General features: G+C 47.7%; 8 protein-coding genes, 1 pseudogene, 1 CRISPR repeat array and 1 riboswitch (1 of these 11 running past the window's edge). Of the genes and pseudogenes, 2 read left to right on the top strand and 7 right to left on the bottom strand.

The window, feature by feature from the left end; genetic code table 11:
* A pseudogene (locus QUB13_RS14225) lies at nucleotides 1–201 on the top strand (photosystem II q(b) protein); the annotation flags it as partial.
* Nucleotides 202–430: 229 nt separating this feature from the next.
* Here the strand turns inward: QUB13_RS14225 and uca are convergent.
* The 7 genes from uca to QUB13_RS14190 all read right to left on the bottom strand — a co-directional run bounded on the left by uca (nucleotide 431) and on the right by QUB13_RS14190 (nucleotide 9,393).
* Nucleotides 431–4,048, bottom strand: a complete 3,618-nt coding sequence (uca, locus tag QUB13_RS14220) for an urea carboxylase (RefSeq protein ID WP_333381818.1) — start codon at nucleotides 4,046–4,048, stop codon at nucleotides 431–433.
* Nucleotides 4,049–4,193: 145 nt separating this feature from the next.
* Nucleotides 4,194–4,835, bottom strand: a complete 642-nt coding sequence (locus QUB13_RS14215; protein ID WP_333381816.1) for an urea amidolyase associated protein UAAP2 — start codon at nucleotides 4,833–4,835, stop codon at nucleotides 4,194–4,196.
* A 77-nt stretch (nucleotides 4,836–4,912) separates the two neighbouring features.
* The gene (locus QUB13_RS14210) at nucleotides 4,913–5,644 is read right to left on the bottom strand and encodes an urea amidolyase associated protein UAAP1 (protein WP_333381814.1); all 732 of its coding nucleotides are present in this window, start codon (nucleotides 5,642–5,644) and stop codon (nucleotides 4,913–4,915) included.
* 214 nt (nucleotides 5,645–5,858) lie between these two features.
* Nucleotides 5,859–6,635: an ABC transporter ATP-binding protein gene (locus QUB13_RS14205; RefSeq protein ID WP_333381812.1), complete on the bottom strand. Its 777-nt coding sequence runs from the start codon at nucleotides 6,633–6,635 to the stop codon at nucleotides 5,859–5,861.
* A 59-nt stretch (nucleotides 6,636–6,694) separates the two neighbouring features.
* A complete protein-coding gene (locus tag QUB13_RS14200) occupies nucleotides 6,695–7,546 on the bottom strand; it encodes an ABC transporter permease (protein ID WP_333381810.1) in 852 nt (283 codons plus the stop codon).
* A gap of 107 nt (nucleotides 7,547–7,653) precedes the next feature.
* Complete coding sequence (locus QUB13_RS14195) at nucleotides 7,654–8,721, bottom strand: ABC transporter substrate-binding protein (RefSeq protein ID WP_333381808.1); 1,068 nt, start codon at nucleotides 8,719–8,721, stop codon at nucleotides 7,654–7,656.
* A 142-nt stretch (nucleotides 8,722–8,863) separates the two neighbouring features.
* A riboswitch (guanidine-I (ykkC/yxkD leader) is annotated at nucleotides 8,864–9,018 on the bottom strand.
* Nucleotides 9,019–9,144: 126 nt separating this feature from the next.
* On the bottom strand, nucleotides 9,145–9,393 hold the full coding sequence (locus QUB13_RS14190; RefSeq protein WP_333381806.1) for a hypothetical protein: 249 nt from the start codon (nucleotides 9,391–9,393) through the stop codon (nucleotides 9,145–9,147).
* A gap of 202 nt (nucleotides 9,394–9,595) precedes the next feature.
* Between QUB13_RS14190 and atzF the strand changes: the two genes are divergently transcribed.
* Nucleotides 9,596–11,431, top strand: coding sequence for an allophanate hydrolase (gene atzF / locus QUB13_RS14185; RefSeq protein WP_333381804.1), 1,836 nt, complete (start codon nucleotides 9,596–9,598; stop codon nucleotides 11,429–11,431).
* Between the two features lie 402 nt (nucleotides 11,432–11,833).
* Nucleotides 11,834–15,555: direct repeats of the CRISPR family, unit length 37 nt; unit sequence GTTTCAATCCCTAGAAGGGAGTGTGGTTTATTGCGGC; it runs 2,756 nt beyond the window's last position.

Genomic DNA, 15,555 nt, shown 5'->3' with positions numbered 1-15,555 from the left:
TTCAACTTGAACGGTTTCAACTTCAACCAATCGATTATCGACTCTCAAGGTCGTGGTATCAATACCTGGGCTGATGTTATCAACCGCGCTAACTTGGGTATGGAAGTAATGCACGAGCGCAACGCTCACAACTTCCCGCTTGACTTGGCTGCTGCTGAAACTACTCCTGTAGCAATGGTTGCTCCTTCTATCAACGGCTAAGTTTTAGTCTGAGATTACAAAAAGCGCTCCTAGAAATAGGGGCGCTTTTTGTTTGGGGAAAAAAGATTTTTACTGCGGGGATTTGATATCGTTTCCGGTAATCGGAATGATAGTTCGGACACGGCAGTGCCGTGTCCCTACCCCAATTAATTGTAGGGACACGGCACTGCCGTGTCCTGACTCTGGGTAATATTAATTCCGATGCTACCGGAGTTGATTTGAAGTATTTTTAATGGGGTTGAATCGCGGCTAGAATTTGTCCGGCTGTCACAGTTTGCCCCTTTTCACAAAACAATTCCGCCACAGTTCCCGCAACATCAGCAGTAATAGCAATTTCCATTTTCATCGCTTCCAAAATTAACAGGCGATCGCCCTCAGCAACCGCATCTCCAACATTAACCAGCACCTGCCAAACACTGGCAGAAACGTGAGCGACAACTGCCTCACAACCGATCGGCAAAGTAACCTCCGCCGCTGTTTCAGAAGCCATATCCACCTGCGCTTCTGTTGCAGATTCAGCGTCAAATTCCCCGGATGCGGCCCAGCGATCGCGCTCTGCATTAAATGCCGCCTGCTGCTGCGCTTTAAACTCAGCCGCACTGCTAGCAATAGAATGCAAAAACTCATTGTATTCTCTCAAATTAAAAGTGATTTCCTCAACCTTTAATTTAAACTTTCCTTCGATAAATGCTTCCCTACAGCGCTGCAATTCCTCATGAGAAACCGGATAAAATCGGATTTGGTCAAAAAAGCGCAAAAGCCAAGGTTTACCAGACTGGAAATCCGCCGTTTGTTTGAACCGATTCCACATTTGCACCGTGCGGCCGACAAATTGATAACCTCCGGGCCCTTCCATCCCGTAAACGCACAAATACGCGCCGCCAATGCCAACTGCATTTTCAGGAGTCCAAGTGCGGGCGGGATTGTATTTAGTAGTAACCAAACGGTGGCGCGGATCGAGGGGAGTTGCGACTGGCGCGCCTAAATAAACGTCTCCCAAACCCATCACTAAATAGCTAGCATTAAATACAATTTCTCTGACTTGTTCGATGCTGTCAAGCCCGTTTATGCGGCGAATAAACTCAATATTGCTGGGACACCAAGGTGCATCCGATCGCACAGACTGCATATATTTTTCAATGGCCAACAGCGTCGATTCATCTTCCCAAGATAAAGGCAAGTGCACAATTCGCGCCGGCACTTCCAAATCCTCGATCGCCGGAAGTTCCGCCTCCGCCGCAATCAGCGCCTGCATTAGCTGCTGTTGCGAAATCTGGCGGCCCTCAAAGTGAATTTGAAGCGATCGCATTCCCGGCACTAATTCGATAACACCCGGCAACGGATTTGCTTTCAAATGTTCCATCAATGCGTGCGCCCGAAAACGCAAATTTAAATCCAGCACCAACGGGCCGTATTCAACTAGAATATATTTATCCCCAGCTTGACGGTAAGTAACAGCAACCTGTCCCGGAGATTCGGGAATTTCGTGCAAAATTGGAGACGCGGGAACTGCGGGCAATTCCTCCGCATTTTCCCCAAAAACAGCCAAACAAAAAGTAGCAATTTGCAGATTTTGTGCTAATTCCCGCTGCAAAGCTTCAGCAAAACTCAAACAGTGAAAGCGAATGCTGTCCCCCGGTTTCAGTTGCCCAATTTTCCACAATTCCGACTGCACAATAGTAGCAGGACACACAAAACCTCCCAAACTCGGGCCGTCCAGACCGAGAATTACAGGCATATCGCCCGTAAAATCGATCGTGCCGATCGCGTAAGCATTATCGTGAATGTTAGACGGGTGCAAACCCGCTTCTCCGCCGTCTTGACGCGCCCAGGTGGGCTTCGGGCCGATCAGCCGAATGCCCGTCCGCGTCGAGTTGTAATGCACCTGCCATTCTGTGGAGAAAAACATTTCGATGTCTGACTCAGTAAAGAAATCCGGCGCGCCGTGAGGCCCGTACAAAACGCCGATTTCCCAATTATTGCTGTAGGTGGGAATTAGTTCCGGTGGCAAAGATAATTCCGCTTCCAGAGTGGCAGTTTGAAGCAGTTTCAACACATCTCCCGGACGCAGCGTGCGGCCCGCGTGTCCGCCAAATTTGCCCAGTACAAAAGTTGATTTGCTGCCCAAATAATCGGGGACATTAAAGCCGTGCTTTACCGCTAAATAAGTGCGGTAGCCGCCGCCTTGAATGGCTTTTAACTTGAGAATGCTGCCAGCTTTTACGGGAATTGCTGTCCAAAACGGCACCGATTCGCCGTTTAGCGTTCCCTTCATAATTGCACCAGTCAAACTAATAACTGTATCGGCATTAAAGCGCAGAGTTGGGCCTGTCGCTGTGAATTCCAATCCTGCTGTCGATTCGGGATTTCCTACTAAACGATTTGCCGATCGAAATGCCAGATGATCCATCGGCCCAGAAGGCGGCACGCCAACATCCCAATAGCCAATCCGCCCCGGATAATCTTGAATGCTGCTGTAGGTTCCCCCATCCAATACATCGATCGTTAAAGGTGCGTATTCAAAATAGTTTAAAAAGCGCGTGTTCAGTTCGCCTCGGTTGAATCTGGAATCGTCCAAAATCTGGCGGAGGTAATCTAAATTAGTTTCAATTCCCGCTATTTCACTGGCATCTAAAGCAGCTTTTAGTTTTACGATCGCCTGGGTTCGATTATCCCCGCAAACGATTACTTTGGCTAGCAGCGGATCGTAAAAAGGAGTTACCTCCGTGCCGGTTTCTATCCAACTGTCGCAGCGGACGTTTTCTGGAAACGCAACTTGATTGAGCAACCCGGAACTCGGCTGAAAATTCTTGCCGGCATCTTCCGCATAAATTCGCACCTCAATTGAGTGTCCCTGCGGCCGATAGCGGTACTCTTCTAGGGGGAACAAATCTCCCGAAGCCTGTTTTACCATCCACTCAACGAGGTCGATGTTGTTGACAGCTTCAGTCACGCCGTGTTCGACTTGCAAGCGCGTGTTGACTTCCAAAAAATAAAACTGTTTCGCATCGACATCAAAGACAAATTCAACAGTACCGGCTGACTGGTAATTTACCGCTTTTCCCAGCCGCACGGCTGCACGGTACAACTGATTTCGCTGTTCGTCGCTAATAGCAGGGGCGGGGGTTTCTTCAATTACTTTTTGATTGCGCCGCTGCACCGAACAATCTCGCTCGCCCAAGGCTATGACATTTCCTTTGCCATCTCCAAAGATTTGGACTTCAATGTGTCTGGCTGTTTGAATGTATTTCTCTAAAAAAACGCCGCTTTGTTTAAAATTGCTTTGACTCAAACGCTGTACTTTTTCAAATGCTTCTGCCAAATCTCGATCGCCAAAACAAGCCTGCAAACCGATGCCGCCGCCGCCTGCGGTACTTTTGAGCATCACCGGATAGCCGATCGCCCCAGCCGCTTTTTCCGCATCCTCTAAACTTGCTAAAAGTTCGCTTCCGGGGGTTAGCGGCACTTGATTTGCAGCGGCTATTTCCCGCGCGGTGTGCTTCAATCCGAAGCAGCGCAACTGACTCGGAGTCGGGCCGATAAATGCAATATTTTCGCTTGCACAAGCTTCGGCAAATTCAGCATTTTCGCTCAAAAAGCCGTAACCCGGATGAATAGCTTGAGCTTTTGTTTGGCGCGCAACTTCGAGAATGCGATCGAACCGCAAATAACTCTCGGCTGCGGCGGCTGCACCGATACAAACGGCTTCGCTGGCGGCGAAAACGTGCTTGGCGCGGGCGTCGGCTTCAGAATATACTGCTACTGAAGCAATTCCGAGGCGATCGAGCGTGCGGATAATTCGGCAAGCTATTTCACCGCGATTTGCAATCAAAACTTTGTTAAACATTTAGGGAATTGGGAATTGGGAATTGCTAATTGATAATTGGATAATTGCTAATGGGCAATCGATTCTTCAGTCCTCTAAAGAGGACTTTAGCTATTAGCCAGGGGTTTAAACCCCTGGCGGTTTCAGATGGGTATGCAGCTACAACCTATACGGCATCCCAAACAATCAACTGAATCGGCGTAGGATTGTAAGCATTGCAAGGATTGTTCATTTGCGGGCAGTTAGAAATAGCAACCAGCGCGTTCATTTCAGCTTGCAAATCAACTGTACTTCCCGGATCGGAGATGCCGTCAACAATTTCTAGCGTGCCATCTTCGCTAACCGGAACATTCATAAAGAAGTTGATGTTGCTGACTAAATCTCGTTTACCCAAACCGTGGGGAAGAATTGCGGCGAGGAAATTTTCAACACAGGCGTGCTGGTATTTTTTATCTAGCCCAAACCGCACGGAATTGCTCTCGCAGCTACAGGCGCCGCCGGAGGTATCGTGCCGCCCGCAGGAGTCAGCAATTATGGTCATCATGGCTCGCCCTTCGTTGGATATGAGTTGGCTGTTTGTAGTGACAAAGATGTTGCCTTGATTGACGATCGTATCGGGGGCGCTGTAGCGTTCGGAAGGGTCATCGGCATTGTAAACTAAAAAATCTACTGCTTGATTGCCGCCTAAATCTACAATCCGAAGAATCTGTCCTTTTTTGATGACGCGAGACCAGGGATGTCTGGCTGGTAAAACTTCGTTATAAATTGCTGTTTTTGGATCGAGGATTTGTTGAGTGGTTGCAGTCATGGTTCACTTTTTGTGATGGAATTGCATAATTTTTCACCGCAGATTGGTGCGGACAAGATTGAGTTGTGGAATCAGGTCTATTGCACGAACAAAGCATCGGTGTTGATGAAGCCGCGCACTGCTTCCGGGTTGGCGGTGCGGCACAAGTCGTCTGGTGCGGGTGCGGGGGTTTTCACAATCTGAATTTGGATGGGTTTTGGATCGTAAATTGAAGCAGGATGCAGGATGTGGGGGCAGTTAGAGATAATTGTCAATACGTTCATTTCGGCTCGCAAATCGATAAAACTACCCGGTTTCTCGCAGCCTTCGCGATACTCCATCGTGCCGTCTGGTTTGACGGCAATGCGAGTAAATAAGTTGAGGTTCGGCATGATATCTTTTTTGCCCAATCCCCACCGAGTTAGGGCTTTAAGGAAGTTGTCGCGGGAGTTTTTCCAGTCTCCTTCGCCGTATTTTTTGGCATTGCTAATGGCGTTGCTGCATCCTCCTAGCAAATCGTGACAGCCGGAGGTGTCTTGGGTGATGGAAAATAGGATGCGTCCCATGTCTGTGTAGAGCACCATCCCTTGTTTGAGAAAGGCGTTGAATTGAATTTTGGCCGTGTCTGCTGCGTTGAAACGTTCGATCGCATTATCGGCGTTGTAGCACAGCATGGAAACGCCGCGAGAGCCTTCTAAATCGGTGATTCGCAGGGTGTTTCCCCGCTTGATGACTCCCGACCAGTACGCGCCGCCCGGTACGGTTTCTTCGACTAATACGAGGCTTGAATCAATTTCTGAGTTTGTGTCGATGGATGATAGTTGCACCATAAGTTCCTCCTGATGTATTTAGGTAGGTTAGCAAAACAAAACAATAGTATTTTGTAGTGGCAAAACTCCCCTCTCCCAAAGTAATATTTATCTCCACTGATATCTTGCACCATTCTCAAGAACAGGCAAGATGCCTGTTCCACAAAGAGTGAGTTTTCTTGTGGGGTGGGCATCCTGCCCGCCCGTAAAAGTGCAACTGCAAACCTATTTCTATTTAAGCAGCCATTGCAACTGCTTCCTGTCCGTGTTTCCGCATCAAATCCATGAGTTCGTCGCGATAATCGTGGAATTTGGCGTGCCGTTTAACGCTGGGAGTGCGATCGGGCAAATTAATCGACATTTCCTTTCTCACTGTACCGGGACGAGCGCCCAAAGCATAAATCCGATTAGAAAGAAACACCGCTTCTTCGACATCGTGGGTAATCATAAAGATTGTAATCTGAGTGCGGCGCCACAAATCCAGCATGAATTCGTGCATCGATTCTTTAGTGTGGATATCCAAGGCGCCGAAAGGTTCATCCATTAATAACACTTTAGGTTCAGAAGCGAGGGCGCGGGCGATCGCCACCCGCTGTTTCATCCCGCCCGACAATTCCTTCGGTAGCGACGAAGCAAACTGCGTCAATCCTACCACACTCAAATAATAGCTAGCTTGTTCGCGCCGCTTTTTCTTGGAAACGCCTTGAAGTTTGAGGCCAAACTCGGCATTTTCCTGCACGTTCATCCAAGGATAAAGAGTGTAATGCTGAAATACCATACCTCGATCCGGCCCAGGCGAAACAACTTCTTTGCCTTCAATTTTCACATCCCCTGTTGTCGGCTTGTCCAATCCCGCAATCTGCCTCAACAGAGTAGATTTGCCCGAACCGGATGCGCCTACCGCGCAGATAAATTCGCCTTGCTTAATGCTCATATTGATGTCCTTGAGGACAACTAATTTACCCTTTTTGGTTTCAAAGTTTTTGTGCAGATTGTTGATTTGTAGAAACATGAGTTTATCCTCTGTATTGTAAGTAAAAAAATGACACCAGTCTGCCTTTTAACATCTGCTTACTGTTTCTGACTTGACCATTTACAAGAAACCCGCAGCAGATATTGAAAAAGCAAGTCAAAAGTCAGTCCGATCGCCCCAATGACAATCAGCCCCACAAAAATTTCATCTGTTCTGAGAAATCGACCGGCGACGCTGATCCGGCGGCCTAAGCCTTCGGTGGCGGCAATCAATTCCGAGACGATTACCAATTGCCAAGCCGCAGCTAGGTTGATGCGGCTAGCATCAAGAATTCCCGGCAAAACGTGGGGAAAAATAACTTGAGTGAGGATTTCCCAGCGATTCCCACCCAACATATAAGTAGATTCGATCAAGTCTTTTGGAACAAACTTGACTGTATCCATCACCATCAGCGAATTGAAGAAAAAGACGCCGATAAATATCAGCATTATTTTGGGTTCTTCGCCGATTCCCAAGTAGAGAATTAGCAGGGGAATGAATGCTGGTGCGGGCATATATCGCATCAAGCCGAACATGGGTTCTAGCAAGGCGCGAATGCTGGGAAAACTGCCCATCAGCACGCCAATTGGTATGGAAAAAACCAAGGCGAACAGAAAGCCAACTCCTACCCGCCACAAACTCGCTACCGTGTCTTTCAAAAGTTCGCGAGTGTTCCAAAGCCGACCAAATGCCTCTAAAACTTTGCCGGGGGAAGGCAAAAATTTGGGGTCTACGTTGGCGAAGGTTGTTACTAGCCACCACACCAGCAGCGGCAGTGCGATCGATGTTACCGTTAACCCAATATTGAGGGGTTGTGGTATCTCTTCTGCAATCCGCCAGAAAACGGTGGGATTGAGGCTTTTTTGCTTGAGGTGGGATTGGATCGATCGCGGATCGGGATTTGGTGGCATGATTTAATTACAGAACGGTTTGTCGAGTAATTGGAGTAGATTTTGGGGATTATAAAAAGTATTTTTTTTAAGGTTTTTTGTGTCTGCACCATCGTAAATTATACCTTTTAGCTTTTACCTTCGGCATAAGCTTTTATAAAACGATCGTCAAATAATGTGCTGATGTCTGGTTGGGTTTTTGCTAAATTTACATCGACGAGGAATTTAGTCATTTCTGCCGCGGCAAACTGCAATGATGTCATGTCATTTCCCGGTTGAAAGGCTTTCAAGTTTTCCTCGATCGTAAATATCTTAGTGCCGTTTTCATATTCTTTGTATTCCTCAACGCTGACTCCGGCGCGGTTGGCTAAAATTTGGTAAGATTTCTCTTTATTTGATTTCATGTATTCCAATGTTGCAAACCAGGAATTGACCAGGGCTTGCACTCGATCGGGGTGTTCGCCGATAAACTTTCGGGTGAACACCAAATGGTCGGAAATCGCCCCAGGAAAATCTTTTGAACTAAACAGTTCCTTGCTGTTCGAGCGTTTTAATGCCTGCGTGGTAAACGGCGCAAATACTGCCACCGCATCGACTTGCCCTCCTACAAAAGCTGCCGCAGCTTTGCCGGTTTCCAGCGGTACAAATTGAATATCTTGCACTGATAAACCTGCTTTTCTAAGCCCTAACAGCAATAAAAAGTGATCGACTGTACCTTCCTCTGCTGCAACTTTTTTACCTTTCAAATCGGCAACGGAATTGATGCCTTCGGCGACAATAATTTTGTCATTTCCTGTCGAGTTGTCGTTGACTAAAACAATTACTTGGTCGGCGCCGCCTGATATGGAGTTTACTGTATCGCCGAGGGTTTGACTGTTAGCATCTATCTGTCCTGCTGTGAGGGTGCTGATCGATTCTAAGTAGCCGTCAAACCATTTTAAGTCTACGGCAACATTGTTGGCTTCAAATATTTTTTGTTCTTTGGAAATTTGCCACGGAAACCAGCCGGGCCACGCGCTGAATCCAAGTCGAACTGCATCAGCACTTACTGAAGAAGCTGCTTCTGTTTCTGTCGTGGTTTTGATGTAAATTGCCGGGTTGACGCAGCCAACAGCGAAAAACAAGGTAATGAAAAATAGGGCGCAGCAGGATAAGGGCGATCGCGTTATTTTGGGGGAGCAATATCGGATATTCATAGCAGATTCTCGTTGCTGGTTAAAAGTGAATATGTCGATCGAGCTTTTGCACCTTTCTTGGCTTCCTTAGCTCCCGCAAACCCTTCATATACAAGGATAAAGCCCGAGAGTTAACGAATCGAGCCTTGCTGGTCGATCGCGTTTCTCCCGGGCTTTTATCCCGCCGTGTAACTGGCTAGTGTTTCCCTCAAATTAATATAATATTGGGATGACCAGTCTGCTTCTCTCGGACCAGCACTCGAACTGTCTAAACAGAGTTAGAAACTGATTCAAATCGGAACCCTAGAAGCGGTTAAATTTTTCGATTTTTGTCTGTATAAATCCTGTTTGCAACCCAAAGAGTTATGCGAGACTGTCGGTAACAGCAGTGCGCTTAGCTTTTAAAAAGGTAAGCATACCGTAGCGTGCAGTCTTACTAGATTGCTACGTTTCAAACGGTAACAGCAAGCTTGATGATAAACTGTGTAGAATGTTACAAAAAATGGTTTTTATCGGATTTGTAAAATTAAAGTTTTTGGAGGATAAAACCCGGCGGTTGGAAATCGCGAAGTTTACGGGCACACAGACTTGCACCAGCAAGGCCAGGATTGAAGATTTTTTGAGAAATACTTCGATCGCCCTAGACTGGATGCGAATACGATCGACAATATCGACAATGCGGTAAACTAACATTCTATTTGCAATAACGATCGCCAAACACAGCCTGTGATCTCAAATCCCTTAGCATGGGAACTATTCATCTCTCTCCGATCTCCCTCTGCGTTCTCTGCGTTCTCTGCGGTTAAATCATTCCCATATAACCGGAATTGATATGAAGTCAACTCTTCAATCGAAAATCTAAAATCTAAAATCTAAAATCGACTGACGGTGCATTATGGAAAAATTTAACTACAGCAACAGTCTCGACATTCATTCGCTGCTCGATCGCTACCGCACCGGCTCGATCGCGCCTGCAGATGTCGTCGCGAGCGTGTACGATCGGATCGAACGCTATGCAGATCCGGCGGTATGGATTTATTTAGCACCGCAGGCGGAAACCCTCGAACGCGCCAAAGCATTGCAAAACCTAGACCCGCAGCAGTTACCGCTGTACGGGATACCTTTTGCGATCAAAGATAATCTCGATTGGGCGGGCGTTCCCACTACGGCGGGATGTCCGCAGTTTGCTCGCACTCCAGCACGATCGTCCGCAGTTGTAGAGCGTTTGTGTGCCGCAGGTGCGATCGCGATCGGCAAAACAAACATGGATCAATTTGCCACGGGATTGGTGGGAACCCGCACGCCCTATGGAGTTTGCCGCAATCCGTTCGATCGGCGCTACATCCCGGGCGGATCGAGTTCCGGTTCCGCCGCAGCAGTCTCCGCCGGATTGGTGAGTTTTGCTCTGGGTACCGATACCGCAGGCTCGGGGCGGGTTCCCGCTGCTTTTACCAACATTGTCGGGCTGAAGCCGAGTTGCGGGCTGGTAAGCACTCGCGGGCTGGTGCCGGCAGTGCGATCGCTCGATTGCGTTTCTGTGTTCGCTCTCACCTGCGCGGATGCGGCCTCGGTGCTGCAAGTAGCCAGCGGTTTTGACGCTGAGGATGCGTTTTCCCGCCGCCCTGAAACGAAAGTTTTGCCTGATTTATCCCGCTTGCGGGTGGGGGTTCCCGGAGACGCGGAACTGGAATTTTTCGGGAATGCAGAAGCCGAACAGCGCTACAGAGAGGCTCTGGCGCGCTTGCAATCTTTGGGCTGCACGATCGCACCTATTGACTTCAAACCCTTTGCGGATGCTGCCGAACTGCTCTACGGCGGGCCTTGGGTAGCAGAAAGGTTGGCGGCGATCGGCGATTTCCTCGACGCGCACCCAGAGGATCTCGATCCGATCGTGTACGAGATTATCAGCGGCGGCAAACGCTACGATGCAGTATCAGCCTACCGCGCGTCGTACCGGTTGGCCGAACTCCGCCAGCAGGCAGAAATTCAGTGGCAGTCAATGGATGTTTTGGCGGTGCCGACGACAGGTACGATTTATACTGTGGCTGAAGTTGCAGCAGAGCCGATCGCGCTAAACACCAATATCGGGCGCTACACGAACTTTGCGAATTTGCTCGATTTGTGTGCGATCGCAGTTCCCAGCGGGTTTCAAAGCAGCGGATTGCCCGCAGGATTGACACTGATGGCTCCTGCGTGGCACGATTTATCCCTCTGTCGCTTGGGCTCTGCTTTCGGCGTCAGCTTGGGGGGAACTTTGGGCGCAACCGGTCTACCGCTGCCCACCGTCCCGGAACCCGCCAGCCCCGCCAAATTCCCCTCAGAAGAACGAGTCAAAATAGCTGTGGTTGGCGCTCATTTGAGCGGTGAGCCGCTGAATTATCAATTAATCGAGCTCGGAGGTATTTTGGTGCGCGCCTGCCGTACTAGCCCGATTTACAAGCTGTACGCTTTGACGGGGACTGCGATCGGCAAGCCGGGATTGGTGCGTCAACCAGCGGGCGGTAGGGCGATCGAGGTGGAAGTTTGGGAGTTGTCGATCGCGGCTTTTGGCGAATTTGTCGCTAAAATTCCTCCGCCCTTGGGAATTGGTACGCTGGTGTTGGAGGATGGCTCTACGGTGCAGGGCTTTTTGTGCGAGTCTTATGCTGTGGCGGGTGCGATCGATATTTCCGATCTCGGCGGCTGGCGAGCTTATCAGAAATCCTCTGAAAACCCTGGGAATTTAGTGTAGGGATGATATCAATTCCGGTTGCACTCAAACATGATTGTTGACTGTTGACTGTTGACTGTTGACGGGCGGGTCGAAAAACTGAATGGTTGAGTGTTAACTGTTGACTCGATTTTATGATTCCGATGCAACCGGAAACGATATGAAAGGGTCTATGAGGCTTTAGTCTCCGATTTAGATATTTACCAAATCAGCGTAAAATTGATCGATGTCGGTGGCACAAAATGTATGCCGCACAACAAGATGTATGGCATTTAACTGGGTTATAAAAAAACATTGTCTAGCAACTTTTCAGATTCTCAAAAAACCTGTTTAATGTCGGTATTTACGAAATTTGGCAACTGTATTTTAACGACAAAAGTGCGGTAAAATCTCCAGAATTGTACGCAATATCCTAATTTATTCGTTTCAATCCCTAGTAGGGAGTGTGGTTTATTGCGGCCTGTCCGGTGCTGTAGTAATCTATCCGCCTTAGTCGGTTTCAATCCCTAGAAGGGAGTGTGGTTTATTGCGGCTTAACTTTTTCAGTCGTGAATTTGTCGAAATCAAACTTTTCGTTTCAATCCCTAGAAGGGAGTGTGGTTTATTGCGGCTATTTGTGGATTGTGTTAGCTTGCGATTTAGCTGGTAGTTTCAATCCCTAGAAGGGAGTGTGGTTTATTGCGGCTTGAATGTCGATCGGCTGCGACGAGATTACAGCTAGTTTCAATCCCTAGAAGGGAGTGTGGTTTATTGCGGCTCATCATCATCGTCATGAGAACGAAAAACAGAAGTTTCAATCCCTAGAAGGGAGTGTGGTTTATTGCGGCCTCCGTAATTATTCCGCCCAGACCCCAAGGAGTAAGTTTCAATCCCTAGAAGGGAGTGTGGTTTATTGCGGCGTAGAGCGATTTTCCAATTTTCGTCAGGCATTTATGTTTCAATCCCTAGAAGGGAGTGTGGTTTATTGCGGCGTTAGTTGCCATAGTATGTTACTTCCTTCCTTCTTGGTATAAGTTTCAATCCCTAGAAGGGAGTGTGGTTTATTGCGGCGTTATCATCAAAGGCCGCCGTCCTCGGTTCTGGAAAAGTTTCAATCCCTAGAAGGGAGTGTGGTTTATTGCGGCTCAACAACAATTGCCTGCTTTCTCAGTATTTGGAGCCAGTTTCAATCCCTAGAAGGGAGTGTGGTTTATTGCGGCTCGCGGCAAATCAGTGGTTCGAGATGAGTATTTCCGTTATTGTTTCAATCCCTAGAAGGGAGTGTGGTTTATTGCGGCTCCGAGTTACGGGGCTGCAACCCTGTGACTGTTTCGCGTTTCAATCCCTAGAAGGGAGTGTGGTTTATTGCGGCTTCATTATTTAATAATTTGTACAGGTAAATAAAAGGGTTTCAATCCCTAGAAGGGAGTGTGGTTTATTGCGGCTTACTTCGATGTTTATTCATTGGATTTCGGCCGCCTAGATGTTTCAATCCCTAGAAGGGAGTGTGGTTTATTGCGGCAAGCGATCGAGCGCATTTTTAATCCCGTACCTGACAGTTTCAATCCCTAGAAGGGAGTGTGGTTTATTGCGGCTTTAGCTCCTACCGCAAAGCCAGTTAGATCGACTTTGTTTCAATCCCTAGAAGGGAGTGTGGTTTATTGCGGCGCGCAATTGTCCCCTGTACCTCTGGATGGAATCGCTTCGAGTTTCAATCCCTAGAAGGGAGTGTGGTTTATTGCGGCCTTTTTCAAATTTACCTTGTATTTCAGATAAATTTGGGTTTCAATCCCTAGAAGGGAGTGTGGTTTATTGCGGCGAGAATGAATACAAGAAGTAGAAGAATCAACATGAAGTTTCAATCCCTAGAAGGGAGTGTGGTTTATTGCGGCTTTAACTGGGCAAATATCAGCTACTAGAATCAAGTTTCAATCCCTAGAAGGGAGTGTGGTTTATTGCGGCAGGAACGGCAACAGAAAGAGTATCAATATTCTCGTTTCAATCCCTAGAAGGGAGTGTGGTTTATTGCGGCCCTAGGTGCTGGCGCTCTCGCTACATCTATGGTCATCGGCACGGGTTTCAATCCCTAGAAGGGAGTGTGGTTTATTGCGGCGTGGGGTTAGCCACAAACTCAGTGCAGCACAGGAAAGTACAGTTTCAATCCCTAGAAGGGAGTGTGGTTTATTGCGGCTCAAAACAGAATTGCAGGAATTGCGATCGCAACTCAGGTTTCAATCCCTAGAAGGGAGTGTGGTTTATTGCGGCTGATTTGCACAGTTGGTATCAAGCCTTTTGCAAATGTTTCAATCCCTAGAAGGGAGTGTGGTTTATTGCGGCTTAATTAACCCAACCGGACGGGTAAAGATTCCCAAGTTTCAATCCCTAGAAGGGAGTGTGGTTTATTGCGGCTTGAGTATCGCTTCGGCTGATTGTTGGCGTTGCTTCTGCGAGTTTCAATCCCTAGAAGGGAGTGTGGTTTATTGCGGCCAAAGCTGAAAAGTTTGCCCGGTCACAGTAAAAGTAGGTTTCAATCCCTAGAAGGGAGTGTGGTTTATTGCGGCAGAAAAGCTCGTACCGATGCTGATGGTAATATTCGTTTCAATCCCTAGAAGGGAGTGTGGTTTATTGCGGCTAATGAATTTATAGGTAGCTAGAATTGCGTTCTAGCGTTTCAATCCCTAGAAGGGAGTGTGGTTTATTGCGGCGTCTGTTGTCGGGTATCGCACCCGTTATCCATGTTTCAATCCCTAGAAGGGAGTGTGGTTTATTGCGGCACGAGCAAACCTTTGGGAGCGGTTCTCACTAATGAAGTCAGTTTCAATCCCTAGAAGGGAGTGTGGTTTATTGCGGCTGTAATCGTCTGGATGACGCTCTACTGTCGTGGAGTTTCAATCCCTAGAAGGGAGTGTGGTTTATTGCGGCGCGGGATTGTTCGCGACACGCCGGGAATGACAATCGAAGTTTCAATCCCTAGAAGGGAGTGTGGTTTATTGCGGCATGGCTTTCCCGGTACTCATCGAATAATTTTGCCGTGTGCGTTTCAATCCCTAGAAGGGAGTGTGGTTTATTGCGGCACTGTAAAAATTGAGAAAGCGATCGACGCTCACGAAAAAGTTTCAATCCCTAGAAGGGAGTGTGGTTTATTGCGGCTTGCCAAGATTTTGTAAACCTTGGCAACAGGATGGACTAGAGTTTCAATCCCTAGAAGGGAGTGTGGTTTATTGCGGCTCCCCGATACTCCTTATCAATTTAGAATTGCATATCTAATTGTTTCAATCCCTAGAAGGGAGTGTGGTTTATTGCGGCGCTTTTTCCAGAATTCCCAAAATCTTACGGGATATGTTTCAATCCCTAGAAGGGAGTGTGGTTTATTGCGGCTGATCGCACTCACCACTCCCAGTACCCCATTTTTGGTTTCAATCCCTAGAAGGGAGTGTGGTTTATTGCGGCAGGAGGGAGGAAGGCAGGAGCAGGCAATGGAGGCTCGTTTCAATCCCTAGAAGGGAGTGTGGTTTATTGCGGCTGAATTATCATCATGGCAAATTTTTCTGAGTTTCAATCCCTAGAAGGGAGTGTGGTTTATTGCGGCACCCAGATTTTGATAGATTCCCAAAAGATTAGTTGTTTCAATCCCTAGAAGGGAGTGTGGTTTATTGCGGCCCAAATAAAATTTATACAAATACTCGTGAGCTTCATCGTTTCAATCCCTAGAAGGGAGTGTGGTTTATTGCGGCCGGTGGTTACTCAAGCCACTGATACTATTCCTCTTTTGTTTCAATCCCTAGAAGGGAGTGTGGTTTATTGCGGCTGTCCAGAAATCGGATGCACCGGCCCCTATAACAGGTTTCAATCCCTAGAAGGGAGTGTGGTTTATTGCGGCCATCCAAAAGCTGCTGTTCGCGATCGCAATCCATAGTTAAGTTTCAATCCCTAGAAGGGAGTGTGGTTTATTGCGGCAATATTTTTGTCGTAAATTCTAACAAAGATTTCAGTTTCAATCCCTAGAAGGGAGTGTGGTTTATTGCGGCTCGATCGGTTCAACAACCAACTCCAACACCATGTTTCAATCCCTAGAAGGGAGTGTGGTTTATTGCGGCGGGATCTTGCCTTTCGGGTAAGCGAATAATATTTAGTTTCAATCCCTAGAAGGGAGTGTGGTTTATTGC

This window comes from Microcoleus sp. B4-D4 (assembly GCF_036705185.1).
Lineage (GTDB): Bacteria > Cyanobacteriota > Cyanobacteriia > Cyanobacteriales > Microcoleaceae > Microcoleus.
This window is presented reverse-complemented; position numbering and strand designations above follow the sequence as displayed.

What these genes read in the sequence shown, in the direction of transcription:
- QUB13_RS14195 (WP_333381808.1), bottom strand. Translation starts at nt 8,721, where the DNA reads ATGAATATCCGATATTGCTCCCCCAAAATAACGCGATCGCCCTTATCC.
- QUB13_RS14205 (WP_333381812.1), bottom strand. Translation starts at nt 6,635, where the DNA reads ATGTTTCTACAAATCAACAATCTGCACAAAAACTTTGAAACCAAAAAG.
- uca (WP_333381818.1), bottom strand. Translation starts at nt 4,048, where the DNA reads ATGTTTAACAAAGTTTTGATTGCAAATCGCGGTGAAATAGCTTGCCGA.
- QUB13_RS14190 (WP_333381806.1), bottom strand. Translation starts at nt 9,393, where the DNA reads ATGTTAGTTTACCGCATTGTCGATATTGTCGATCGTATTCGCATCCAG.
- QUB13_RS14200 (WP_333381810.1), bottom strand. Translation starts at nt 7,546, where the DNA reads ATGCCACCAAATCCCGATCCGCGATCGATCCAATCCCACCTCAAGCAA.
- atzF (WP_333381804.1), top strand. Translation starts at nt 9,596, where the DNA reads ATGGAAAAATTTAACTACAGCAACAGTCTCGACATTCATTCGCTGCTC.
- QUB13_RS14215 (WP_333381816.1), bottom strand. Translation starts at nt 4,835, where the DNA reads ATGACTGCAACCACTCAACAAATCCTCGATCCAAAAACAGCAATTTAT.
- QUB13_RS14210 (WP_333381814.1), bottom strand. Translation starts at nt 5,644, where the DNA reads ATGGTGCAACTATCATCCATCGACACAAACTCAGAAATTGATTCAAGC.